This is a genomic window from Marinobacter sp. M3C (assembly GCF_023311895.1).
Classification (GTDB): Bacteria; Pseudomonadota; Gammaproteobacteria; order Pseudomonadales; family Oleiphilaceae; genus Marinobacter.
Genome location: NZ_CP092284.1, coordinates 1,190,603 through 1,214,800, shown reverse-complemented (window position 1 = coordinate 1,214,800; position 24,198 = coordinate 1,190,603). Strand labels below are relative to the sequence as shown.

Annotated in this window: 19 protein-coding genes; 10 read left to right on the top strand and 9 right to left on the bottom strand. The window is 55.4% G+C overall.

The window, feature by feature from the left end:
* The first annotated feature begins 179 nt into the window (after positions 1 to 179).
* Positions 180 to 1,694, top strand: coding sequence for a fumarate hydratase (locus tag MIH18_RS05495; protein ID WP_249008217.1), 1,515 nt, complete (start codon positions 180 to 182; stop codon positions 1,692 to 1,694).
* A gap of 42 nt (positions 1,695 to 1,736) precedes the next feature.
* Here the strand turns inward: MIH18_RS05495 and MIH18_RS05490 are convergent, their stop codons facing one another.
* Positions 1,737 to 3,194, bottom strand: a complete 1,458-nt coding sequence (locus MIH18_RS05490) for a protein adenylyltransferase SelO (protein ID WP_249008218.1) — start codon at positions 3,192 to 3,194, stop codon at positions 1,737 to 1,739.
* Between the two features lie 211 nt (positions 3,195 to 3,405).
* Here MIH18_RS05490 and tssI point away from each other — a divergent pair, with 211 nt between their 5' ends.
* The 5 genes from tssI to MIH18_RS05465 all read left to right on the top strand — a co-directional run bounded on the left by tssI (position 3,406) and on the right by MIH18_RS05465 (position 12,348).
* A complete protein-coding gene (gene tssI, locus MIH18_RS05485) occupies positions 3,406 to 5,478 on the top strand; it encodes a type VI secretion system tip protein TssI/VgrG (RefSeq protein WP_249014111.1) in 2,073 nt (690 codons plus the stop codon).
* On the top strand, positions 5,475 to 6,299 hold the full coding sequence (locus tag MIH18_RS05480; RefSeq protein ID WP_249014110.1) for a DUF4123 domain-containing protein: 825 nt from the start codon (positions 5,475 to 5,477) through the stop codon (positions 6,297 to 6,299). Before tssI ends, MIH18_RS05480 begins: the two co-directional genes overlap by 4 nt.
* 3 nt (positions 6,300 to 6,302) lie before the next feature.
* Entirely contained in the window at positions 6,303 to 9,803 is a 3,501-nt protein-coding gene (locus MIH18_RS05475) for a toxin VasX (RefSeq protein WP_249014109.1), read from the top strand.
* Positions 9,803 to 10,906 (top strand): hypothetical protein, encoded by a 1,104-nt coding sequence (locus tag MIH18_RS05470; RefSeq protein ID WP_249014108.1) that lies wholly within the window; start codon positions 9,803 to 9,805, stop codon positions 10,904 to 10,906. Before MIH18_RS05475 ends, MIH18_RS05470 begins: the two co-directional genes overlap by 1 nt.
* A gap of 272 nt (positions 10,907 to 11,178) precedes the next feature.
* Entirely contained in the window at positions 11,179 to 12,348 is a 1,170-nt protein-coding gene (locus MIH18_RS05465) for a DUF3524 domain-containing protein (protein ID WP_249014107.1), read from the top strand.
* 39 nt (positions 12,349 to 12,387) lie between these two features.
* Here the strand turns inward: MIH18_RS05465 and MIH18_RS05460 are convergent, their stop codons facing one another.
* Positions 12,388 to 13,284 carry a DUF1853 family protein gene (locus MIH18_RS05460; protein WP_249014106.1) on the bottom strand — a complete coding sequence of 299 codons (897 nt, stop codon included), beginning with the start codon at positions 13,282 to 13,284 and terminating at the stop codon, positions 12,388 to 12,390.
* Between the two features lie 112 nt (positions 13,285 to 13,396).
* On the opposite strand from MIH18_RS05460, the gene MIH18_RS05455 reads away from it, so the two are divergent.
* The 3 genes from MIH18_RS05455 (at position 13,397) to MIH18_RS05445 (ending at position 15,695) form a co-directional block, all read left to right on the top strand.
* Positions 13,397 to 13,837, top strand: coding sequence for a VOC family protein (locus MIH18_RS05455; protein WP_249008227.1), 441 nt, complete (start codon positions 13,397 to 13,399; stop codon positions 13,835 to 13,837).
* A 59-nt stretch (positions 13,838 to 13,896) separates the two neighbouring features.
* The gene (locus MIH18_RS05450; protein WP_249014105.1) at positions 13,897 to 15,258 is read left to right on the top strand and encodes a hypothetical protein; all 1,362 of its coding nucleotides are present in this window, start codon (positions 13,897 to 13,899) and stop codon (positions 15,256 to 15,258) included.
* A gap of 62 nt (positions 15,259 to 15,320) precedes the next feature.
* A complete protein-coding gene (locus MIH18_RS05445; RefSeq protein WP_249008229.1) occupies positions 15,321 to 15,695 on the top strand; it encodes a hypothetical protein in 375 nt (124 codons plus the stop codon).
* A gap of 131 nt (positions 15,696 to 15,826) precedes the next feature.
* On the opposite strand, the gene MIH18_RS23920 is transcribed toward MIH18_RS05445, so the two are convergent.
* Positions 15,827 to 16,417 (bottom strand): cold shock domain-containing protein, encoded by a 591-nt coding sequence (locus tag MIH18_RS23920; RefSeq protein ID WP_283164103.1) that lies wholly within the window; start codon positions 16,415 to 16,417, stop codon positions 15,827 to 15,829.
* Between the two features lie 122 nt (positions 16,418 to 16,539).
* Between MIH18_RS23920 and MIH18_RS05435 the strand changes: the two genes are divergently transcribed.
* Complete coding sequence (locus tag MIH18_RS05435; RefSeq protein WP_007349882.1) at positions 16,540 to 16,758, top strand: SlyX family protein; 219 nt, start codon at positions 16,540 to 16,542, stop codon at positions 16,756 to 16,758.
* 56 nt (positions 16,759 to 16,814) lie between these two features.
* Here the strand turns inward: MIH18_RS05435 and dapE are convergent, their stop codons facing one another.
* The 6 genes from dapE to map form a co-directional block, all read right to left on the bottom strand.
* Positions 16,815 to 17,963: a succinyl-diaminopimelate desuccinylase gene (gene dapE, locus MIH18_RS05430; RefSeq protein ID WP_249008230.1), complete on the bottom strand. Its 1,149-nt coding sequence runs from the start codon at positions 17,961 to 17,963 to the stop codon at positions 16,815 to 16,817.
* A gap of 11 nt (positions 17,964 to 17,974) precedes the next feature.
* A complete protein-coding gene (gene dapD / locus MIH18_RS05425) occupies positions 17,975 to 19,003 on the bottom strand; it encodes a 2,3,4,5-tetrahydropyridine-2,6-dicarboxylate N-succinyltransferase (RefSeq protein ID WP_249008231.1) in 1,029 nt (342 codons plus the stop codon).
* A 73-nt stretch (positions 19,004 to 19,076) separates the two neighbouring features.
* Positions 19,077 to 19,421 (bottom strand): ArsC family reductase, encoded by a 345-nt coding sequence (locus MIH18_RS05420; RefSeq protein WP_249008961.1) that lies wholly within the window; start codon positions 19,419 to 19,421, stop codon positions 19,077 to 19,079.
* Complete coding sequence (dapC, locus tag MIH18_RS05415; RefSeq protein WP_249014104.1) at positions 19,421 to 20,626, bottom strand: succinyldiaminopimelate transaminase; 1,206 nt, start codon at positions 20,624 to 20,626, stop codon at positions 19,421 to 19,423. The genes MIH18_RS05420 and dapC overlap by 1 nt, the downstream gene beginning before the upstream one ends.
* The gene (locus tag MIH18_RS05410) at positions 20,623 to 23,268 is read right to left on the bottom strand and encodes a [protein-PII] uridylyltransferase (protein ID WP_249008233.1); all 2,646 of its coding nucleotides are present in this window, start codon (positions 23,266 to 23,268) and stop codon (positions 20,623 to 20,625) included. The genes dapC and MIH18_RS05410 overlap by 4 nt, the downstream gene beginning before the upstream one ends.
* Positions 23,269 to 24,039: a type I methionyl aminopeptidase gene (gene map / locus MIH18_RS05405; RefSeq protein ID WP_249008234.1), complete on the bottom strand. Its 771-nt coding sequence runs from the start codon at positions 24,037 to 24,039 to the stop codon at positions 23,269 to 23,271.
* Positions 24,040 to 24,198 lie beyond the last annotated feature (159 nt).

Genomic DNA, 24,198 nt, shown 5'->3' with positions numbered 1-24,198 from the left:
TAGTTTGCAATGTATCTTAACCGGTTTTTATCGCATTCTTCACGAATTTTGGTGTTTTGAGCAATCAACAGGCGCAGCGAATTGGCCTGCAGTCGCATCCCGCGCGCGGATGAATTTCTGGTAAACTTTGGCTTCTGATTTGCCAATATATTCTTATAACGACCGTTGATGAGGCGACTATGACCACCCTGATCCGCCAGGAAGACCTGATTGAAAGTGTAGCCGACGCGCTGCAGTTTATTTCCTACTATCACCCGAAGGATTTTATTCAGGCGGTGTACGAGGCTTATAAGAAAGAAGAATCCCAAGCGGCTAAAGACGCTATGGCGCAAATTCTGATTAACTCGCGGATGTGCGCCGAAGGCCACCGCCCGATCTGCCAGGATACCGGTATTGTGACGGTGTTCGTGAATGTTGGCATGAACGTGAAGTGGGATTTTGAAACCTCGCTGGACGATGTCATCAACGAAGGCGTGCGTCGCGCTTATACCCATCCGGACAACATGCTGCGGGCGTCGATATTATCCGATCCGGACGGCAAGCGTGAGAACACAAAAGACAACACGCCAGCCATCATTCATTACAAAATTGTGCCGGGCAACACCGTAGACATTCACGTGGCGGCCAAGGGCGGTGGTTCTGAAGCCAAGTCTAAGTTTGCCATGCTGAATCCGTCAGATTCGGTGGTGGACTGGGTGCTGAAGATGATCCCGCAAATGGGCGCAGGTTGGTGCCCGCCTGGCATGCTGGGTATTGGCATTGGCGGTACCGCTGAAAAAGCCATGGCAATCGCCAAAGAAGCGTTGTTAGAGCCTATTGATATTCATGAACTAAAAGCCCGCGGCGCATCAAACCGCGCTGAAGAGCTGCGCCTGGAGCTGTTCGAAAAAGTAAACGAGCTGGGTATTGGTGCCCAGGGCCTTGGTGGCCTGACCACAGTGCTGGATGTGAAAGTAAAGGATTTCCCCACCCACGCGGCCAACAAGCCGGTGGCGATTATTCCTAACTGCGCAGCCACCCGCCATGCGCACTTTGTGCTGGATGGCAGTGGCCCGTCACTGCAAATCCCGCCGAGCCTGGATGACTGGCCGGAAATTACCTGGGAAGTGGGCGAGAACGTGCGCCGGGTGAACCTGAATACCGTTACCCCGGAAGACGTAAAAGACTGGCAGCCGGGTGAAACCGTGTTGCTGTCGGGCAAGATGCTGACTGGCCGTGATGCCGCCCACAAAAAAATGGTGGACATGATCAACAACGGTGAAAAGCTGCCGGTGGATATGAAAGGGCGCTTTATTTACTACGTTGGCCCGGTGGATCCGGTGCGCGAAGAAGTGGTTGGCCCCGCAGGCCCCACCACGGCAACCCGCATGGACAAGTTTACCCACACCATGCTGGAAAAAACCGGCCTGACCGGCATGATCGGCAAAGCCGAACGTGGCCAAGTGGGGATCGACGCCATTCGCGAATTTGGTGCTGTGTACTTGATGGCCGTGGGCGGTGCTGCCTACCTAGTGTCAAAGGCCATCAAGCACGCTGAAGTGGTGGCCTTTCCGGAACTGGGTATGGAAGCCATTTACGAATTCGACGTGGAAGACATGCCGGTGACGGTTGCGGTGGATTCCCGCGGATCTTCCGTGCACCAAACAGGACCGGCTGAGTGGCATAAGAAAATCATCGCTGCTAAAGCTGTCTAAGTTTAAAAGGGGACAGATTTGAAATCTGTCCCGACGTTACGCTCAGCTCGAACAGCTGACGCTCATGCCCTTGCCCCAATCCGGGGGCAGGGCAGCGTAGCGTTCTTCGTACTGGGTTTGTTCGTCAAATGGTTTCTGCAGTACCGTTAGCAGCTCCTCCAGCGGCTGATAATCCCCGTTTTGCGCCTCCAGAATCACCTGCTGTGCCAAATAATTACGCAAAATGTATTTCGGATTCACCCGGCCCATAGCGTATTCCCGGGCATCGTGAGCCTGAGTTTCCTGCTCCAGCCTTTGTTTGTAACGGCCAAGCCAGGTATCCGCAATAGCGCGGTCAGTAAACAAGTCGCGCACGGGGCCGTGGCCGCGACCATACAGCGTCGACAGGCCGCGGAAAAAACGGGTGAAGTCGACCTTCTGTTCATGCAGCATGCTAAAGGTGTCCATAATCAGGTGCATGTCGCCGTCATCAACCTGCTGCAGGCCGAGTTTGTCCCGCATGTTCTGCAGAAAACGAGTGTTGTAGGCGCTTTCATAGTGATTCAAGGCTTCGTGTACGGCGTCTTCACCCATTACCGGCAATAATGCTTGCGCCAGGTAATGGCAGTTTTCGAAGCCCATCTGCGGCTGGCGGTTGTAGGCGTAGCGCCCGCGCTCGTCGGTGTGATTGCAGATGTAGCCCGCGTCAAAGTCGTCCATAAAGGCGTAGGGACCGTAATCGAAGGTGTCGCCAATAATCGACATGTTATCGCTGTTCATAACGCCGTGGCAGAAGCCCACCGTTTGCCAGTCGGCGATCAGCCGCGCGGTGCGGCCGACCACAGCTTCGAGCCAGCGCTGATGGCGTTCGGTTTCAGGCAGTGTGATCAGCTCCGGAAAATACAGCGATATTACGTGCTCTAGCAGCGTTTTTACCGTATCCGGGCCTTGGTGATGAGCGGCGAATTCGAAATGGCCAAAACGGATGTGGCTGTGGGCTACCCGCATGAGCGCGGCGGCGGTTTCAATAGATTCGCGGCGTATCGGGTCTTTGGCTTTCACCATGAACAGGGCGCGGGTGGTGGGAATGCCCAGCCCGTGCATGGCTTCGCTGCACAGGTATTCACGAATGGTTGAGCGCAGCACCGCGCGGCCATCGCCAAAGCGGGAATAGGGCGTCATGCCCGCACCTTTCAGATGCCAGTCCCAGCGCTGGCCGTTTGGCGCGACGGTTTCCCACAGCAATAGCCCGCGGCCGTCGCCCAGGTCCGGGTTGTACATGCCGAACTGGTGGCCGGTGTACTTCATGGCGACCGGTTCCATGCCTTCCAGCAGCTCTGTGCCACCACCGACTTTTTCCCACTGGGCAGGGTTGTCACTGTGAAAACCCATTTCCTGCGCCAAATCGTGGTTAAAACACACCATTTTTGCTTCTTTAAGCGGGCTGGGTTGCACGCGGGTGAAGAAACTCTCCGGGAGTTCCAGGTAGCGATGCTCTACGCGAAAACCGTTGCTACTCATAAAAACCTCTACTCCCGTGTGGCATAAACTCTGCTGAATTTCCTATTAACCACTGTATCAACAATAGAAATCTTAACGCGTCTGCCAGTGCGCTTAAACCATTCATCAGACGCAGTGATTCGGCGGGGTTACATTCCGGAATCTGAAGGTTATAATCTTGAACCGGCTCAGGATGAGCACGAAAAGACCTCAATCTTCAGGGATCGAAGATATGCCCCAGGCAAACGGACTGCAGTTTACCGCCCATGTTGGCGAACTCCCCTCTGATCTATTTTCCGTTGTCGGCTTCACGCTGACAGAGCGGCTTAGTGAGCTTTTTTACGGCCGCCTTGAGCTGGCCAGTACCAACGCAGACATTGATGCCTTCAGTGTTTTGGAGCAATCGGTCGTTTTGGTGGTCTGGCAAGACGGTGCGCCCCTTCGCCGTATCACAGGTGTGGTCAACGAGTTTGCCCGGGGAGGCAGCGGCCACCGCCGTACCCGCTACGAATTGATCATTCAGCCGCCTTTGTGGCGCTTAGGGCTGATGCACAATAGTCGCATATTCCAGGCTCAGACCACAGATACGATCGTGCGCACGCTGCTCAAAGAGCGGGGCGTTGTAAACACTATGTTTGATCTTAAACGCACCCCACAGAAACGGGAATACTGCGTACAGCATCGGGAAAGCGATCTGGCATTTATTGAGCGAATGGGTGCAGAGGAAGGTTGGCATTATCGCTACCAGCACGGCAGCGTAGACGGAAACGAACAGCCCGGCCTAATCATTGCCGATCATCACGGCGACGCGCCCCGGCTCGAAGCCGCCGAATATAACGGCAAAGCGGGGGGAAGCACCAAGCAGCCTGCCGTGTTCCGCTTCCGCTTTGAGGAGCGCGTTCGCGTCGCCTCCGTGGCCATGAAAGATTACACCTTCAAGAACCCTGCCTACGCGCAAATGCACGAGCAAAGCGCGGCCAGTCCCAACCAGCGCCAAGACTATCAACACTTCGATTACCCGGGCCGATTCAAGGCCGACGCCAGCGGCCAGCCGTTTACCGAAGCGCGACTGGATGCCCTCAGAAACGACGCCAGCACCGCCAACGGTGAAAGTAACCGCGCAGACTTTACTTGCGGCGCCAAAGTAGCGTTAACCGAGCATAACAGCCCTGACTTAAACCGGGACTGGTTGCTCACAGCCGTCACTCACACCGGCAAACAGCCCCAGGCGCTGCAAGAAGAAGCCGGTTCTGAACCGACCACCTACCACAATGCATTCAGCGCTGTTCCTGCTGACAAAACCTGGCGGCCTTTACCAACACATCGGCCGCGCATGGACGGCCCGCAAATTGCTATCGTCACCGGCCCGGAAGGCGAGGAAATTCATTGCGATGAATTTGGCCGGGTAAAGGTGCGCTTCCCGTGGGATCGTTATTCAGAAAATAACGAACACAGCAGCGCCTGGCTTCGAGTGAGCCAGGGCTGGGCAGGTGGTCAGTACGGTTTTATGGCGATACCGAGAATCGGAAACGAAGTCATTGTTTCCTTTCTGGACGGCGACCCGGATCAGCCCATTATCACCGGGCGGACTTACCACGCCACCAACACGCCGCCTTACGCGCTGCCAGAACACAAAACCCGCACCACTCTGAAAACTCGCACCCACAAGGGCGAAGGCAGCAACGAACTGCGCTTTGAAGATGAAGCAGAAGAGGAGCAGGTTTATGTTCATGCCCAAAAAGACCTGAATCTACTGACGGAAAACAACCGCACCGAAGTGATCAATAACAACAGTCACCTGACCGTTGAAAATGACCGGTTCAGCCACGTAAAAGGCAACGACCACACCACCGTTGGCGGCGAAAAGCGCCAGTCCGTTGGCGCCGACTCCAGTAAGAAAATTGGTGGAACGTTTCACCAGCAATCAGGCAGCGCCACGCTCAGCGAAGCTGGTACCGAAGTTCACCACAAGGCAGGCTCTAAAGTGGTTATCGACGCCGGTATTGAAATCACACTGGCCGCTGGCGGTAGCTTCCTGAAACTTGACTCCAGCGGGGTAACGCTGAGCGGGCCGGGAATCATGATTAACTCTGGGGGGAGCCCTGGAAGTGGTTCCGGGCAGGGTGTTTTGATGCCGGGACTGCCGGAGATGATTGAGGGCGATCAACCCAGTGCATCTGCGCAAGTGGCTTTGGAAGAGGTGGGGCAGCGGGAAAACGCCCGGGCGATCAATGTTGAATCTCAGGCGGCTGCGCTCAGAAAGGGCAACGCAACATGCCCTCTGTGTGAGGAGCAGGGTTCATGAACGAGGGTTGCTGTCCAATTTCTCAATCTCCTTTTGACCACTTACCCTGGCCTGACCATTCCGTTGTCGCACTTATTCTGGATGGAGTCGCTATTTCGCAGCTTGGCAAACACATTTACCAATGGGCCGGCGACCAGCCGGTCAATGCCGAATGCTTGTACGCCGCAACTCGCTGGGAGGTAATGTCAGACTTGTCTCCCTGGCTTGTGTGGTTAAGCGGGCCGGAAGATCCGGTGCTGCAGGGGTTTCTCAAACAAGGGCCTATGCAAGAGAACGGCTATTTATTGGTTTCTGCCCAAGACCGCGCTACCGTTTCCCGTTGGCTGCGGTCGCTCCTGAGTGTTGAAACGGCACAAGGTTGCGACGAGTTGATGCGCATTGCTCACCCGGCGCTGGCTCGGTCCGTTATCGGGAACAATCTGACCGGCTCTGACATTGGGATCGTAGACAAGCTGATTGTCCCGGACTGTATCAGCGAACAATGGTATTTGGTTGAGCCGCCGGCCGTTCGACCGTCCAAGAAAGCCGGTCAAACCGAGAAACAAAATACGTTACCGGAATTGAAGAAGGCCTTCAGGGCTTTCAATCGACGCAAAGAGGCACTGCAGATATGGAATAGCCTCGGGGAGCCCGTGCGTAAGCAATTGGGTGGCCCCCAATTGTGTGATGCCTACCCGGCGCTTCGTAAAATACTGGATGAGGCACTCGTCAATGAGTGCGGCAGCTTACGAAACGCGATGCAGTTTCTGTTTGCAGCGTTGCCCCATCTGGCCGGCGGCAATGCCGCCAATGAACCCGCAGTCCCGATGGATCAAGGATGAACCATGGCAAGGATACAACGCCCCACTAATGACCGCGAAAGCAGCGATCTGCTGTGCTGGGAGCAACCGGGCACGCCCATCGATGAGCCTGCTTCCTGCCCATTACTAAAGTCCGTTCACTTGCTGCCTGTTCGCTACGGCAGAGTGGAAGTCGCACCTGTCGATACCGACCCAGGCTACCCTTACTCGCTGAGCTCCCGCCCGGTGGGTTATCGCCTTCTGAGAAATGGCTATATTTATGTACTGGATGCTGATGCGGGTGGAGACGCCGGTGGAGATACAAATAGAGAGGAGCTTCACGAGTATCTGCATAAAGACGGTGAACTGACCGGACATAACGGCGGCAAGCTGGAGTACCCGACATCTCACACGCTGTACGTCGCTTTTTCTGAGATGGAATGGACAGCGCGAAAAAAAGCGCAAGTACTGGATGATCCGGAAGAACGTGATGCGTTGTTGCAGAGAGTCGATCTTGCCAGTGCCTCACCACTGAATGGCGGCGAGTTCCTTCTTACCCCGGATCAGGCGAAGGCACGGATCGCCGAATTTGCCGAAGACAATGTTCCGGAGCTAACCGAAGGTGACCATCCACAAGAAAGCGAACTCTACCACTGGGAAAATCAGCCCTATTACCACAGAAGCCGGTTTGGCAAACTGATAAAACAGCAGAAGATAGACGACACCTCTAACTGCCTCTGTCTGGTTCTGCGAGACGACGTGGGCGTTATGCTGGATCTGGCACAGCATCAGGACGATGTGGTGGGATGGATTGAGAACTGGGCAGAAAAGGGAAGCAACGAGCGAGACTATTTTCTTGGTACGCTGATTGAATCAATGACCCTGCTGGACGAACAGGGTCTGGGCTCCATGATGACGAATTCGGATCACCCTGCTATCGCCTCCATGCGGCAGGATCTGGAAGCTATGTCGGAAAGCGATCGGTCACATACTCAGTCGGCGCTGCTAGCAGCATTGAAAAGACAAGAAGACGAGCGCCGACCTGGCCCCAACGACACGTCGCTTCCTGCTGAGGTTAAATCGAGAGTCGAAGAAATTCGGGCTACAGCCAACCGGACTAACGCTTACGGCATTGTTCCCAAAATGCAGAGAGCGGTGGACGAGTGGTATCTGAGACAAGCTATGAACGGGGCGCAGCCGGATTTTGTAGACGCCCACATTGCCGGAATTGCCGCTTTGACGAAAAGTCACCGCGAACATTTGAAGACGATTCTGGAAGGGCAGGGTTTCGGCCATCGTGGGATCAACGATCTGATCGACCGCGAGGCTATGGATCAGTTCATGGCAGGTCAGCGAGCGAAACTGGCTCGCTGGCAGTCGTTGTTGACGGCCATAACCAATGACCGTGTTCAACTGCTGACAGACAATCGCTACCATCATGCAGCCTGGTATTTTGACCCGAAAGATAAGACGCAGCTCGAGGCAGCTCTGGATCTGGAGTACGCCTGCCGCAAAGACATCTGCCGTTCCGATGAGGCGAGCGAGGGCGTGTTGGAGTGGTTGAACACGCACCCTCAATACAGTCGCCCACTGTTCCATACGCTGCCAAAGAACGACCGGTCGGCAGACGGTGAGCTGGCGAAAACCTACGCCATTGTCGGCAACGCTGGCTACGCCGTGGTGACCCGGGCGGCGAATTGGGTGCAAAAAATAAAAGCCGCAGAAAATGGCAAACTGCCGGACTTCATCGACTACTCAAAGCTGATCCAACAAAAAGCAGGTGCAGTGGGAGACACCGTGGCTCCAGCGATTGCCCTTGCCAAGGGGCGTGCTATCGAGAAGTTGTACCAGGCGATTGGAAACCAGACCTTGCCAGAGCTGGATGATCTTTTCCGGGACCTGCCGTATTTTTTCAAGCGCAGCATGCTGGGCGCCATAGGCCAGGGCAAGGCGGAATTTCGCATTGCGTCGCAAAGCGAGTTGGCGATGTTCCGGAACAATCTCACAAAGATGCTGCAGCTTGATCAACAGATGAAACAGCTTCAGAACGACCATGACGTTGCCAAATCAACCCATGGCCATCGCTCCGAAAAAGCCCAGAGATTGGTAGCTGAATTTAAGGCGACCCGTGAAAAGCACCGTAAAGTCGGTAAACAGGTAGCGGCGGCCCTTAGCCCGGTTGAGGAAATCGACACCGGCCTGAAACTGGAAACAGCCGTTACCGGCCGTGCCGGCCTGACGTTGGCTTTGCCGGCGCTGGATCAGCAAGAGCTGGGGCGATTGGTGGGGCATTTTCGGCAGGGTTTGGCCTCGGCTCATCGAGTGAATCTGATGGGGGATGGGCTTGGGGTTTTGGTGTTCGTGGCTCAACTGTCGATCTTATGGAATGTTGCTAGCGAACTTGGCTCGGAGTCTGAAAGTCCGGAAGATAAACAGCGTCTTTATGAAAGCGCGTGGGCGACTATTGCGGCTGGCTTTCTTGCTTCTCAAGGGTTGATGGACACCGCATACAGTACCAGGGCTCGGGCGCTGGCGGAGGCATGGCAGCGCAGTGCTGTTGCTGGTGTGCATATCCAAATGGGTAAATTGCATGTTGGTCTTGGCATTTTTGCCTATGGAGCGGGGGCTTTCAGTGCAGCCCTCAGCGCGGGCAAACATCGGGAAAATTGGTTGAGCGCAGTCCAGACCGGCAATGCCGAAGCCCAGACTGGCGCAGTGATGGGAATGATTGGTAGTGGCGGTTTGGCGATTACCAATACTTACGGATTAGGGCGTACCTTAAGTGTGGCGCTGGCCGTGCGCCGAGCCAGCAAGGCAATGGCCCGGGCCGAAGCCTGGGCCATTGCTGGCCGAACCTTGTCCGGTTTGTTTGCCCGCCTGAATGTGGCAGGGCTGGTGTTCACTGTTTTTGAATTAGGCGGCACCTGGCTGTACAACCGTTACAACCTGAGTGAGCGGGATAGATGGCTACAGACAACGCCTTGGTCACTAGAGTCTGAGCTTGTTCACGATAGCTCGCTTGAGGCTTATGCAGAAGCCTTTGCCCGGATTGGCGACAGTGTCACCCTTAATGAGGCGTCTGTAGAAGATGAAGGACCTTCTCGGTTGCAGCTGAGGTGCCACCGTTTACCTCCGGACAGCCTGATCGAACCTTCGCACGGCAAATCGCTCTATCGGGTGTCAATCACCGCATGGCGAATCCAGCCGGGGAGGCGGGGTATGTTTTCACTTCATCCGGAAACCTGGGTACCCTGCACCGGCGCCATCATTGCTAGCATGGAGCAGCCAGTTGATATTGATCACTTGCAACTGACCTTCAGACCCCCGGCCCATGAGAAGACCCGGTATGGCATCCTCACTAGTGAGCTCAGCCTGATGGTCAAACTGGAGACGTTACAGGCAGATGGGGCTTACACAAGTTCTGTGTATATGCTGAAGGCGACGCCTGACAGCCGGTACCCCTTGACTCCCATACAAGACGCACCAAAAGCGGAGATCAACTGGCGGCAACTCCGCCAGCCACTCATAGTAATGGACAGCTTTTGATGAACCCGAAATATGCCCAATCAGAGCAAACACCCCGCGCGGGGCGTTCCGAGCCCTTTCCTAGCGGTCGGCTGACCTTTTTATCGCCCAGGCCTCTGCCGACGGGGCTACCGCCGGTAGATCACGGCCATGCTGTGGGAGAGGTAAACGATGGCTACCTGGATTTTGGGACCGGGGTGACGCCGGTGTTTGGCTTTCAGATGACGCTGGGCGGACCTTTTGGTTTGTTTTTGATTGGTGCTTTTGGTGTCCCGCTTATTTTATCTGGCCTTGCGGTCGCTCACGGCAGAGAGCTGACGACTGCCGTTGAAGTGTTTCAGGAGATGTTTGATTATGGATTCGGGATTGCTGTTTGGGGGTGTAGTTTCTTCCTCTTGCTCGGCCTCGGTATTTGGTACCGAGAGCACCTGAAGCTTGAATCTATCACCCCCACCCGCTTCAACCGCCAACGCCGCGAAGTGTGTTTTGTCCCGGAAGGTCAAAAAGAACCGATTTTCGTCCCCTGGGAAGAACTCGTGGCCTGGGTCACGGAAGCGCAGGGCGTGACAGAGTACGGCGTACAGCATCAGTACGGTTTTGGCATTGGTTTTTACCATCCGTCGACAAACGAGAAGTACACTCTGGAGTTTCAGACTTACGGCCAGCTTCAGGCCATCAGCAACTGGGAAGCCATCCGCGCCTACATGGAGTACGAAGTCCACACCCTGAAAGAGATTCAGGACCCCTTAGATCTTCAAGGCCCGGACGACCCACCCTGGGAAGGTGTTCACGTTTTCCGCAATGCCCGCAAACGCCTTCACGATGAGTACCGGGAAGGCAAGCGTGGAGTGTTCTACCTGATCGGCTGGTACCTCTACCACCTCATGACCTTCTGGACGATTCCGAACCGACTGGTGGAGTGGGAGGTCAGAAAGATCAAGCGTATGAGCCAAAAGACTCTGCCCGGAGTAATGTCGAAGTGGTCGAAACCATTGCCTGAAGAGCAGTGGGCAAAACCCAGTGACGAGCTGAAACGCCAGAGCAAGCGAGTGCTGGAACTGCAACAGGCGAACCCTCAAAGACCCATTATCGAAATCTTTGCTCAGATTAGCGAAGACACTTAAATCAATGTTCAGGGAGAGCATGAGGACCAAAGCAACGGACGCGATTTGCCTTTTCTGCTTTTCCTGCCCTGCAGTAACCTCATTGTTGCGCTGGCTTCCTTAGCTTGGGCGATATTCAACATTGACGCCTACCTGATACACACTCCGTGTGGCACGGATCATTGGTTTGACTTGATCTCGGGTATGGCCATATAAAACCTGTCGGGCAGTATCACATTGAAGCCGTATCAGAGTGTCTGGTTGTCTAATCGCGAGTAGGGCAGAATGCCTTCATGCCCAAAACGCTTGCCCTTCGACAACCCAGAATACTCCTGCTTTCGGCTTATGACGCAGGCAGCCATCGTCGCTGGCGAGAGCAGTTGGTGCTCAGCCAGCCGGAATTTGAATGGCATGTGCTTGCCCTGTCGCCGAGATTTTTCCGCTGGCGGATTCGAGGTAACGCGCTGACCTGGCTGAGCGAGCCGATGTTGAAGGAGCATTGGGACCTGCTGTTAGTGACGTCCATGGTTGATCTGGCGTCAGTTCGGGGTTTTCATCCGAACCTGGCCCATACGCCAGCGTTGCTTTATATGCATGAAAATCAGTTTGCCTATCCGGCATCCGATGGCCAGCACAATAGCATTGATCCTCAAATGGTGAACCTGTACAGCGCTATTGCTGCCGATACCGTGCTGTTCAACAGCGACTGGAACCGGCGTAGCTTTCTTGAGGGTGTTGAGCAACTCTTCCGGCGATTGCCCGATGGTATCCCGGAGGGAACCCTCGAACTCATTTCCGCGAAATCCCGGGTTCTGCCGGTCCCCATCGATGACCCTGTGTTTCTCAGTGAAGCGAAACGCCAGAGTCTTGAGGCGGGCGAGCGTTTATGGCGCAATGGCCTTGAACCCGGGCCTGGTGCATTGCCCCTAAGAATTGTGTGGGCGGCGCGCTGGGAATACGACAAGGGTCCTGACCGGCTGCTTGCGATTCTGCAGGAACTTGAGCGCAGAGCGGTGAGTTTTCAGGTGTGTGTCCTTGGTGAAAGTTTCCGCAAAGTCCCCGAAGCCATGACGACTATTCAACAGCAGTTTGCCCATCGGCTCGTGCAGTTTGGATACGCATCGAGCCGCACCGGGTATTACGAGTGGCTGGGGAGCGCGGACGTGATTCTTTCAACCGCGTTACATGAGTTTCAGGGGCTGGCGGTGCTTGAGGCTGTGGCCGCTGGCTGTGTGCCCATTGTGCCGGCAAGGGAAGTCTACCCGGAGTTGTTTGCACCGGAATACTTGTATCCGGACTGTGGCGACGACATTCCGGCCGAGGCGGCTCATGCAGCGGCGTTGATTGAAAAGCAGGCTGTGGATAGCCATGGTGACCGATTAACAGTGCCAGGTGTACAGCGTTTCAGCCTCGGCGCATTGAAGCCGATATATAAGGCGTTACTGTCAGAAGCACTCTTTTGAATCCGTGAATATTGAGCTCTTGCCAGAGAATGCCGCCATTCACGGCCAGGTTTCCGGCACAACAAACACCCGGTCTGCTTCTAGCCAGTTTCCCGTTTGGTGATCTGGCCGCATTATGGCGAACAGCTGCGGAACCACCTTTCTTTCCACACGTTCCAGTGCTTCCATAATATGTTCGATATCCGGCTGTTCGCTTTGAAACCAGTTGCCAATCCAGTGAGGTTTGTTGAGTACAGCCCAATGTGACGTGTTCAGGGCTCTTGCGTCATGGGCGTACATCCAGCGCCCGCGCAAATGGTCCGCTGGAACATAATCCGGCGTTACCACGGGCTGGTCGTCTGGATAGAAAAGATACCCCGGCATAAATATTCGCGGAGTCAGCGGGCCTGTTATATGGGATTCTGCGAGCAGGGCAAGAGTCTCCGGTAGCTGTGTGCGGCGGCTCTGTTGTTCCAGCAGGCTGGTTGTTTTCACGTCCAGCCGGTCGCGAGCGTTGGGGCCGTACCAGAGTGTTGAGCCGGTGAGTTCTGAAACGCCGAGATAAAACTTGATAGCGATCTCGTGGTGCTCAATGCGGTCGTTTGTCCGGTTGTGCACCACGAAATCCAGTTCGCCAATGGTTCGCCCGCGTGATTGGATCTGCTGGTTTTTTAGCAGAATGGGCCAGCCGAGCAAGTCTTCCAGCAAAACTTGATACAGCCGCTCGAAATAGAAGCCTAATCTGCGCTGTGGTGGTTCAAACAGCATGGGTGGTGCAGTTTCTGTTTCCTGATCCCAGGCTTTAAGAATATCGGTATAGTCCGAGGGCAGATACTGTGCTGGTACAAAGGTGATTGGCGAGCGCATCAGCTGCGGGGTTTGGCACAGCCATGCGAGATGCCTGATGGCCGGCGTTCGGTAACTGTTGATTAAAGGAAAGACGTGGTTTGCATCCATTCGCCCAGAATACCGTAAACTGTTCGGTAATAAAGGTGCGAGTGTTCTGCGGGGCGGCCGCCGAACCGAGAAGACTTGCTGCATTAAGCAATAGAAAATAACGGGAGAAAGTATGCAATACCTTCACACCATGATCCGAGTGAGCAATCTGGATGACACCCTTCATTTTTTCTGTGACTTGCTGGGAATGAAAGAGGTCAGCCGAAAAGACAGCGAAAAAGGCCGTTTTACCCTGGTGTTTCTGGCTGCGCCAGACGACGAAGGGCGAGTGAAAGCCGATCGAGCACCGTCGCTGGAGCTGACCTATAATTGGGACCCGGAAGAGTACAGCGGCGGCCGAAATTTTGGCCATCTGGCTTATCGCGTCGACGACATTTATCGTTTGTGTGAACACCTGCAAGCCAACGGCGTAACCATCAATCGCCCGCCCCGGGACGGCTATATGGCGTTCGTGCGCTCGCCCGATGGCATTTCTATTGAGCTGCTGCAGAAGGGTGAGGCGCTTGCGCCACAAGAGCCTTGGGCCAGTATGGAAAACAGCGGCAGCTGGTAACGGATAAGATAATCAGCGCGGGAATGGAATCCTGCGCTTGGCATACAAGGAGAGTAAGAATGGACGATTGGCAAGGATGCCTGACACCGCAGTGCCAGAATGCGCTGGCAAACGCTCGTGCGCTGGTATTACAACGCGGCGGAGCGGCGATTACCGTTGAAGATTTTTTGCTGGCGTTGCTCGACAGTTGCCACACCCTCAGTCATTTTTTGACAACCTGCAGTATCGACCTCGACGAGTTGACGCGCACGGTGCAGTGCGAACAGCCGATTGTTACCGGGGTGTCTGCGGAAGGTTTGCTGTCTAGCCAGTTGGTGCACTGGTTTGCCAGAGCGCGCGAGTTGAACGACGCGCCCTGGTTAGACTGGCCGGTGCTGCTGCAAACCCTTACCCATAAAACAGAACGCTTGCAGGAAAAAGCTTACGTTGCGGTGTTGGAACGGGTGTCAGCCTGGCCAGCCGGCGTTGACGAGCTGACGATGAAGGCAGCGTCTAACGTTGCCGGTGTGCCCACGATGATGGCGCAGGTGGACTGGATTGAGCTTGCGCATACCGTAGCGGTAGAAATCAGCACAAACCCTGCAACATTGTTGTGGGTGAAAGGCCCCAGGGGCGGTGGTAAAACCCGTTGGCTGGAAAGTGTATTGCCATTGTTGGGTATCGATTACAAGCGACTGAATTTGCGCTGCGAGTCAGACGTGCTGACGGTTGCCGAAGGCGCCTGGCACAGGCTGCGCTCGCTTCAACACTCTGGAGGGTGGCCTCTGTTGGTGATGGATGGCCTGGCGCCGCAGGATCTTTTGCGGCTGGTGGGCCGGCCTGGCAGTGTGGTGGGTGATGTGCTTGCTGTCTGGGGCGGGCCTATGCTGCTGCTGGCTGATGAGCGCATGAAAGCCACGGTGCAGCATGTTAATCAACTACAGCTGTGCCTGGGTCGCTCGCTGACCACCGTGATGCTGCCGCCCTGTGGCGCCGGCCAACTCCACGCTATTGTGGTGGCCCATCAGCCGGCGATAGAGCGCCAGTGGAATATAGAGCTGGAGCCGGTGGCGATTGATTTCGCTGTCGCGCAGCGTCACCTGTTTGAGTGCTGCCCGGGAAAGCTACTGATGTGGTTGGAACGTGCGGCTGCACGATTGAATCTGTTTGCCTTGCGTGGCAGCAGCGAGGCTTCGGCTCTGGCGGCACAAATTCAAACTCTGGAGTGTCAGCGCCTGGTGGCCCATGCGCGCCAGAGCAGTATTGGCGAGCCGGACTTCGCGCTGGAAAAGCTGGTTTGGCAACAACAGGTCGCAGCAGGCGACTGGCACCAGCGTAATGCGCGCGGAAGCTTGCGAAAGCTGGGCATTGCTGATTTGCAGGCCGAGCTGAAATGTTGGCTTGCAGCGAATTCAGCGGGCGTTCACACTGTTCATCATTAGGCGCAACGATGCAGGTGTTGAACCCTTGTCATCACTTCGAAAATTGTTGGGAGATTGTTTGGGTGCAGGATTTGGAAATTTATATACGCGACCTTGAAGCCGGGGCGGTATCGCGCTGGTTGTCTGATCAATTAGGCCAAGTGTCGCTGGATGACGAGGTCATAACCGGCTTTGTGAAAGGTCACGCCAGTTACAATGGCAACCCGTTGTCGTTGTCGCTCTACCCGGGTGCTTTTAGCAAACGCTTCACGTGTCTGGTGATTGAGGGGCCACTGCTGCCCTGGAACAGCGATCTGGATTGTGCGCGTAGTGCCTGGCGCGCCATCGGTGGCGAACTACGTTGCAGCCCGGGCAATTGGGCCGAAGGCGACGACGCCACTGAAGAAAGATGGTGGCGAATTGATGAGCGCGGTGAGTATCAGGCCATATGGAATTGATAGAAGAGCGGAATGAACTAAGAGTGGAATTAGTAGAAGAATGAATTAGTAAAAGAATAGAAAAAAAGGGATGGAGCTTTTGGCTCCATCCCTTTTTTTTGTTCTAACAGCGAAGAAAAACGTGGTGTAGATTATTCGCTGAGAATTGACACGTTATCGGCCTGCAGACCCTTGTCGGCGTCAATCACGCTGAAGCGTACCAGTTGTCCCTGGCGCAAAACGCGACGGCCGCTGCCACGAATGGCGCGAAAGTGAACAAAGATTTCATCACCGCTGTCGCGAACAATAAAGCCGAAGCCTTTTTTCACGTTGAACCATTTAACGGTGCCTTCTTCGTCGCCTTCTGGGCTGTTGTCGTCGAAGTCATCATCGTCATCGTGATGCATGTTACCGGCTTTTTGGGCCGGAGCAGGTGCACGACGAGGCGCAGCAGGTGCACGTGGCTGGGCGGCTTTAGCGGGCGCAGCTTTCGGTTGTTTGACGCTGACCGCAACGGTGATAAAACCAGCAATGGCAAATATCACCACGGCAATCACGTAAGCGGCAATACCTTGGGCGCTGCCCAGAACGAAGGGGGTACTGTTGGCCACGGCACTGGTTTCAGACTGGGACAGAATCTGGAACAGCTCCGGGGTAAAGGAAGCCAGCAAAAAGCCGAGAATAAAGGGAGCGGGAATCGCGATCAATAAGGCAGCAACGATCGCTTTGGCTGGATTACGCATGTGAATTGAAAATCTCCTGAATGATAACGCTAACGATAAATAACCGGATATGGGGTAAAGTGACACTTCCGGCTGCATGAAGGCGGCATCTTAACAGATAACGGCAGGAACTCACTAAAACCATGACGGATAAACGACTGGAACACCGGCTTGACGAGCTGGAAATGCGGATTGCGTTTCAGGACGACGTAATAAACACGCTGAGCGAGCAGATGGCGACTCAGGAGCTGGAGTTACGTCAGTTGTGGGAAGCCAAACAGTTACTGCACAGGCAGTTGAAAGAAGTGTCTGGCTCTAACCTTCGCAGTGAAGAGGAGGAAACCCCGCCGCCTCATTACTGAGGCAGCAGAGCACTCACGCATTACATGGCCATTGTATGAGCCAGGCAAGGTACTTTTCAGGCCAATAACTCCACCAGAATTTCTTCGTAAATCTGCGATAAGGTGTCCAGGTCGTCTGTGCTGACGCATTCATTCACTTTATGAATGGTCGCGTTTATGGGTCCCAGTTCCACAACCTGAGCACCCGTCGGCGCGATAAAGCGGCCGTCGGACGTGCCGCCAGACGTAGACAGCTCGGTTTCACGGCCGCAGACTCTGGCAATGGCCGCCGTTGACGCCGACACCAGCGCACCTTTGTCGGTCAGGAACGGGCGGCCACTCAGATGCCACTGCAGATCGTAATTCAGCGAGTGTCTTCCTAATACTGCTACAACCCTCTCTTCCAGGCTTTCGGCGGTGTTTTCCGTACAGTAGCGGAAATTGAAGTGCACCAGGCATTCGCCAGGAATGATATTACTGCCGGTGCCGGCTTCCACCTTGGTGATTTGAAAAGTGGTGGGCGGAAAGTAATCGTTGCCGTTGTCCCAGAATTCCTGCGCCAGATCGTGCAGCACCGGAGCTACTTTATGTATCGGGTTTTCGGCCAGGTGTGGATAAGCCACGTGGCCTTGCACGCCTTGAACCGTCAGGTAGCCGTGCAGTGAGCCGCGGCGGCCATTTTTGATCACATCGCCCACCTCAACTGTGCTGGACGGCTCGCCGATCAGGCACCAGTCGATCTTCTCGTTGCGGGCTTCCAGGGTTTCAATCACTTTTACTGTGCCATCGCCGGCCGGGCCTTCTTCGTCGCTGGTAATCAGCAACGCAATGGAACCGCGGTGGTTCGGGTGCTTGCCCACAAAGCGTTCGCAGGCGGTTACAAAGGCCGCCAGGCTGCCTTTCATATCAGCGGCGCCGCGGCCGTGCAGCATGCCGTCTTTTATAACCGCTTCAAACGGGGGGTTTGCCCAGTTTTTCTCCGGGCCGGTGGGCACTACGTCGGTGTGCCCGGCGAAGGCCAGAACTGGCCCTTCCGAACCTTTTCGAGCCCACAGATTGTCTGTGGTGCCAAAGCGCAGGTTTTCTTCAGCAAAGCCCAGAGGCGCAAGGCGCGACATCATCAGCGGCTGACACCCGGCGTCGTCGGGCGTCACCGACCGCCGGCGAATCAGATCCATCGCCAGCTCGAGGGTCGGTGACAGGGCCTTATTTGGTAAAGCAGTCATAAAGGCCCCGATCAGTTGTTGGCGTGCAGCTCGTGGTTCAGCTCAATGGCCGACTTGTTGGTTTTGCATTCCACCGCACCGTTTTCACTGTTGCGCCGGAACAGCAGGTCTGACTTGCTGGCCAGATCGCGGGCTTTGATGACTTCCACCAGTTTGCCTGCGTCGTCTAGCAGCGCCACTTTAGTGCCGGACGTCAGGTACAGGCCGGCTTCCACAGTGCAACGGTCGCCCAGGGGAAGACCAATACCGGCGTTGGCGCCAATCAGGCAGTTTTCACCCACTGAAATAATGATGTTGCCGCCGCCAGACAACGTGCCCATGGTGGAACAGCCGCCGCCCAGGTCAGAGCCTTTGCCTACCATCACGCCGGCTGAAATACGGCCTTCTATCATGCTGGTGCCTTCGGTGCCGGCGTTGAAGTTGATAAAGCCTTCGTGCATGACCGTGGTGCCCTCGCCCACATAGGCGCCCAGGCGAACCCGAGCGGTGTCGGCAATGCGCACGCCCTGGGGCACGACGTAGTCGGTCATCTGCGGGAACTTATCTACCGACTTTACCTCCAGAGTGCGGCCTTCAAGGCGCGCTTGCAGCTGGCGCTCAGGAAGCTCGGCCAGGTCAATGGCGCCTTCGTTGGTCCAGGCCAGATTTGGCAGCAGGCCAAATATGCCGTCTAGTTTCAGGCTGTGGGGTTTTGTCAGGCGGTGGGATATCAGCTGCAGCTTAAGGTAAACCTCGGGCGTGCTGCTGGCGGTATCGTCGGTTTCCAGTAAAGTGACGACGACCGGGCGTTCGCTGCGGGCGGCTTTTTCGGCTAGCGCGGCCTGATCGGTCTGGCCGATTTGACGCAGGCCGCTTGCCAGCTGGCTAAGTTGCTCGGCATTGGCGCTGATGGCCTGATTGCCGCCTTGAAAGTCCAGAGCGCTGCGAACCACGTCTAGCAGCGTTTTATCGGGGATCATTAAAGGCTGGTGATAAAAAACTTCCAGCCATTCGCCCTGATTGTTCTGTGTGCCAATACCAATACCGAATGCAAAGCTCATTAGATGCGTGTTCCTGTTTGTTATCAGTGAATCGTGTTATCAGTGACTTATGTTTTGTGATGTCTGGCTAATGTCAGTGCTTAAAGCGCGCTGCCCAGTCATCGGCATTAAAGCCGATCGTCACCGCGCCCTGAAGCTCCACCACGGGCCGTTTGATGATAGAAGGGTTGTCCAGGATGACGTCATGGGCGGAAGCCGCATCGATGCCCTCACGAACGCTCTCTGGCAACTTTCGCCAGGTAGTGCCGCGGCGGTTTAGCAGGGCCTCCCAGCCGGCCGAATGCTCCCAGGTGGCAAGCAGCTCGCTGCTCAATCCGTCCTTTTTGAAATCATGAAACTGGTATTCAATTCGGTGTTCGTCTAGCCATTTCCGGGCTTTTTTCACCGTGTCGCAGTTGCGAATGCCGTACAGTTTTATCACGAATTTGCCCTTACAAATGCCACGATGCGCTCTGCAGCTTCGACGCATTCCTGCAATGGCGCCACTAGCGCCATGCGTATGCGGTTTTCACCCGGGTTGTAGTTATCCACCGTGCGCGACAGGTAACGCCCTGGTAGCACGTGTACATTCTGTTGCACCGAAAGCTCACGGGCGAAAACTTCATCATTCATTCCCACCGGAGTTTGCGGCCATAAATAGAATCCGGCGTCTGGAAAATCGACATCCATCACCTGGCGCAAAATAGGCACTACGGCTTCAAACTTGGCGCGATAAGCGCGGCGGTTTTCTTTTACGTGTTCTTCGTCGCCCCAGGCGGCAATGCTGGCCAATTGGTTGTGGATCGGCATGGCGCAGCCGTGGTAGGTGCGGTATTTCAAGAAGCCTTCAAGAATGTGCGCATCACCGGCAACAAAACCGGAGCGCAGGCCCGGCAGATTGCTGCGTTTAGACAGGCTGTGAAACACCACGCAGCGGGCGAAATCGTTGCGGCCAATGGCGGCGCAAGTTTGCAGTAAGCCTTCGGGAGGGTTGGCTTCATCCGGGTAGAGTTCGGTATAGCACTCATCGGAAGCTACAATGAAGTTGTGCTCATCAGCCAATTCAAGCACTCGGACCAGGGTCGCGCGCGGAATGACTGACCCGCTGGGGTTGCCCGGCGAGCATAAAAACAGAACCTGGCACTGCTGCCAGACCTGCGGGTCAACCGCATTAAAATCCGGGATGAAGTCATTGCTGCTGTCACAGGCCAGGTAAACCGGAGTGGCACCGGCCAGGAAAGCCGCGCCTTCATAGACTTGATAAAACGGATTGGGGCTGACCACGGTGGCCGCCTTACTACGGTCGACCACCGCCTGCACCAGTGAGAAAATGCCTTCGCGGGTGCCGTTCACCGGCACTATGTGGTGGGCTGCGGTTAGCGAACCCGGTGCCAGCACAAAGCGTTTTGTTGCCCATTGGCGAATGGCTTCGCGCAGTTCGTCGGTGCCTTTTGTGGTGGGGTAGTTGCCAAGCCGGGCTAGATTGTCTGCTACTACCTGCTTTATAAACTCCGGGGCAGGGTGTTTGGGCTCACCAATGCCGAGGGAGATGGGCGCCAGGTGTGCGGGCCCGGTTACGCCGGCTTTCAGCTGTGCCAGTTTTTCAAACGGGTAGGGGTGAAGTCGGTCTAAATCGGGGTTCATCGAATGTTATCCAAAGTTTTACACAAGTCGTCCTGCAAAGCCTGGCAGGCAGCGGGGTCGCGCAGCGCGTCACCGTTTTCGTCGGTTACAAAGAATATGTCTTCCACCCGCTCGCCCAGAGTGGCAATTTTAGCAGTGGTCAGGCGTACCCGGTGTTCCAGCAGAATCTGGCCTATACGGGCCAGCAGGCCGGGGCGGTCTGGGGTGACCACTTCCACCACAGTGCGCAGGTTAAATCGGTCATTAGACAGCAGTACCTCGGTAGGAAAAGCAAAATGCTTCAACTGCCTTGGCGTGCGCCGGTGGATAATATCCGGGTAGTCCTCGGGATCGTCCAGTTCTTCAATCAGCCGCCTTCTTACCCGTTCTTTGCGTTCCGGGTCTATCCCCAGGGGTTGGCCGTGGTCGTCCAGCACCACATAAGAGCTGATAGACCAAGGCCCGTCGCTGGAACTGATACGGGCATCCACAATGTTCAGATTCAACTGTTCCAGCACCGCAGTCGTGGCGGCAAACGAAGCGGTGCGGTTTTTCATATAAATGATGATCTGTGAATAACCGTCAGTCGGACCACCGCGAGTATCACGGATAAGCACCAGTGGGTCTGCATCATCGCCATGGCGGATAATAGCCGCGGTTTGCCAGGCGATGTCGATGGGGGAGTCTTGAAGAAAATAGTCTTCGTCGACCGTGTTCCACAGGTCATCAATCTGGGCATTGCTGAAATGCTGGGCACGCAGAATTTCGCGGGCCTCGGATTGCGTAGCGTTGACCCACTCCTGACGATCTATGCGGGTGTCGGTGCCGCGGCGCAGAGCTCTTTCTGTTTCGACATACAGCTGCCTTAGCAGCGATGCGCGCCAGGTGTTCCAAAGTTTTGGATTGGTGGCGCTGATGTCGCACACGGTCAGAATGTACAAATAATCCAAGTGTGCCTGGCTGAGCACCGCACGGGCGAATTCGTGGATGATGTCCGGGTCGGAAATGTCTTTGCGCTGGGCGGTCATCGACATCAGCAGATGATTTTCCACCAACCAGGACGCCAATTGGGTGTCGCGATCGCTCAGATGGTGGCGCTGGCAGAAGGCTTCGGCGTCAATGGCACCCAGCTCTGAATGATCGCCACCGCGGCCTTTGGCTACATCGTGATAGAGCCCGGCAATAAACAGGGTTTCCAATTTTGGCAGGCGGTGGATCAGTCTGGATGCTAGTGGGTATTCTTCACTACTGGCGGCGTTGTGTAGGCGTACCATGTTGCGGATAACGCCCATGGTATGCGCGTCTACCGTGTAAATATGAAACAGGTCGTGTTGCATCTGACCGATAATGCGGCCAAATTCCGGCAGATAGCGGCCTAACACGCTGTATTTCTTCATGGTCACCAGGGTCTGGTCCAGCTTGTCTGGCGTGCGCAGCAGTTCCATAAACAGTGAGGTGACCGCCAGGTCCGAGCGGAAGGCGTCGTCAATCAAATGGCGGTGGGCTCGCAGTGAACGAATGGTGGTGGCGCGTATGCCGCGAATAGCCGGGTTCTGCGCCATCAGCACAAACAGCTCCATAATCGCGAAGGGCGCGTAGGCGAATACCTGGTTGTTGATGGCTTCAATATAGTGATTGCGAATCTGGAAGCGCTTGTTGATAGGCTGGATAACATCTTCCTGCCCGCTGCCCAGAATAGCCTCATCATAATGCTGCAGAATCACGTCGGTCAGCTCGGCCAGAGCCAACACTGCGCGGTAGTAGGACTGCATCATCAGTTCAACGCCCAGGCGCTCGCCCTCATCCTGATAGCCCAGCATATTGGCCAGGCCACGCTGATAGTCAAATAGCAGGCGGTTTTCATTGCGCTTGGCCAACAGCTGCAGTCCGTATCGAAGCCGCCACAACAGGGTTTCACCTGTGCGCAAAACCTGGTGCTCGTCTTCGGTCAGCACGCTGAACTGGGTCAGGTCAGCAGTGCTGTGCAAACCGAAGTGGCGTTTGGTGATCCAGCCGATGGTCTGGATGTCGCGCAACGCGCCGGGAGCGCCTTTAATATTGGGTTCCAGATTGTATTCGGTGTCGCTGTATTTGGTGTGACGCTCTTCCTGTTCTGCGCGTTTGGCAATGAAATACTCGCGGTCGGTGCTTATTTCATCTGAGAATGCCAGCTCTGACAGCTCCTCGCGTAAATCGTCTGGCCCGGCGATGGTGCGGGTTTCCAGCAGGTTGGTCAGTATGGTGATGTCGCCGCGAGCTGCGTCAGTGCATTCGTCAATGCTGCGCACGCTGTGACCAATGTCCAGCTTCAAGTCCCACAGCAGGGTAATGAACGCGCCAAGGTCATCGCGCCATTCGGGGTCGGTACCCTTGCGGGTTAGAATTAGCAGGTCAATGTCCGAGTAGGGGTGTAGTTCGCCGCGGCCGTAACCGCCTACTGCAATCAGCGCCACGTTGTTGGAGCTCGCTAGCGGGTAGCGACTCCAGATATGACGCAAGACCGTATCGACTGTGTCAGAGCGCGTTTTTACCAGCGCTCGAACATCCGCGCCTTGCTCAAAAGCGGCGGCGTCTGCCTGCTGTTGCTCCTGCAGCAGCGTGCGGGCGGAGGACACCGGTGAAGCGTCATGGCTAATGCGGTGTTCCAGCTCGCCCGGTGCCACTTAGAACGACTCTTCTTTGCGTTTGGTCAACACTTCATGACCGTCTGCAGTCACCAGAATGGTGTGTTCCCACTGGGCTGACAGCTTGCGGTCTTTGGTGACGGCGGTCCATTCGTCTGGCAGCAGTTTAGTGTGGTACTTGCCTTGATTGATCATCGGTTCGATGGTGAAGATCATTCCTTCTTTGAGTTCCAGGCCTGTGCCGGGTTTGCCGTAATGCATTACCTGGGGCTCTTCATGAAACACCTGGCCAATGCCGTGGCCACAATAGTCACGAACCACCGAGAACCGGTGCTTTTCAGCGTGCTGCTGGATTACGTGGCCGATATCGCCGAGGCGGGCTCCGGGCTTAACCAATTCTATACCTTGATACATACATTCCTGGGTAATCTGGATTAACCGCTCGGTGCCGGGCTTGGGTTTGCCCACCGCCCACATTTTACTGGTGTCGCCGTGGTAGCCATCTTTTATAACGGTGACATCAATATTGATGATGTCGCCGTCTTTCAACACTTTCTGCTCGGTGGGAATGCCGTGGCAAACCACGTGGTTCACCGAGGTGCAGATGGATTTCGGGAATCCCTTGTAGTTCAGCGGCGCCGGAATAGCCTGCTGCACGTTCACAATGTAGTCGTGGCAGAGTTGGTTCAGATGTTCGGTGGTCACGCCGGGTTTGACGTGCTCGTCGATCATCTCCAGAACTTCCGCGGCCAGCCTTCCGGCTACGCGCATTTTTGCTATGTCTTCCGGGGTCTTAATGGTGACCTGCATCGGCTTTCCTATTAAAAGAGGTGAATCAGTCTGCTATTTTAAGGCTCATGGGCACAAGGTACAACTTCAGAGAACAAGCGGCTCCGGCACAAAATTAATGGCATTGCGCGGCATAAATATGGTATAAACGCGCCCGCTGGAAACGAATCCAGCAAATTC

Bases quoted from the DNA above. Each gene is read 5' to 3' on its own strand.
- MIH18_RS05495 (WP_249008217.1), top strand. From the start codon at position 180: ATGACCACCCTGATCCGCCAGGAAGACCTGATTGAAAGTGTAGCCGAC.
- MIH18_RS05490 (WP_249008218.1), bottom strand. From the start codon at position 3,194: ATGAGTAGCAACGGTTTTCGCGTAGAGCATCGCTACCTGGAACTCCCG.
- tssI (WP_249014111.1), top strand. From the start codon at position 3,406: ATGCCCCAGGCAAACGGACTGCAGTTTACCGCCCATGTTGGCGAACTC.
- MIH18_RS05480 (WP_249014110.1), top strand. From the start codon at position 5,475: ATGAACGAGGGTTGCTGTCCAATTTCTCAATCTCCTTTTGACCACTTA.
- MIH18_RS05475 (WP_249014109.1), top strand. From the start codon at position 6,303: ATGGCAAGGATACAACGCCCCACTAATGACCGCGAAAGCAGCGATCTG.
- MIH18_RS05470 (WP_249014108.1), top strand. From the start codon at position 9,803: ATGAACCCGAAATATGCCCAATCAGAGCAAACACCCCGCGCGGGGCGT.
- MIH18_RS05465 (WP_249014107.1), top strand. From the start codon at position 11,179: ATGCCCAAAACGCTTGCCCTTCGACAACCCAGAATACTCCTGCTTTCG.
- MIH18_RS05460 (WP_249014106.1), bottom strand. From the start codon at position 13,284: ATGGATGCAAACCACGTCTTTCCTTTAATCAACAGTTACCGAACGCCG.
- MIH18_RS05455 (WP_249008227.1), top strand. From the start codon at position 13,397: ATGCAATACCTTCACACCATGATCCGAGTGAGCAATCTGGATGACACC.
- MIH18_RS05450 (WP_249014105.1), top strand. From the start codon at position 13,897: ATGGACGATTGGCAAGGATGCCTGACACCGCAGTGCCAGAATGCGCTG.
- MIH18_RS23920 (WP_283164103.1), bottom strand. From the start codon at position 16,417: ATGCGTAATCCAGCCAAAGCGATCGTTGCTGCCTTATTGATCGCGATT.
- MIH18_RS05435 (WP_007349882.1), top strand. From the start codon at position 16,540: ATGACGGATAAACGACTGGAACACCGGCTTGACGAGCTGGAAATGCGG.
- dapE (WP_249008230.1), bottom strand. From the start codon at position 17,963: ATGACTGCTTTACCAAATAAGGCCCTGTCACCGACCCTCGAGCTGGCG.
- dapD (WP_249008231.1), bottom strand. From the start codon at position 19,003: ATGAGCTTTGCATTCGGTATTGGTATTGGCACACAGAACAATCAGGGC.
- dapC (WP_249014104.1), bottom strand. From the start codon at position 20,626: ATGAACCCCGATTTAGACCGACTTCACCCCTACCCGTTTGAAAAACTG.
- map (WP_249008234.1), bottom strand. From the start codon at position 24,039: ATGCAGGTCACCATTAAGACCCCGGAAGACATAGCAAAAATGCGCGTA.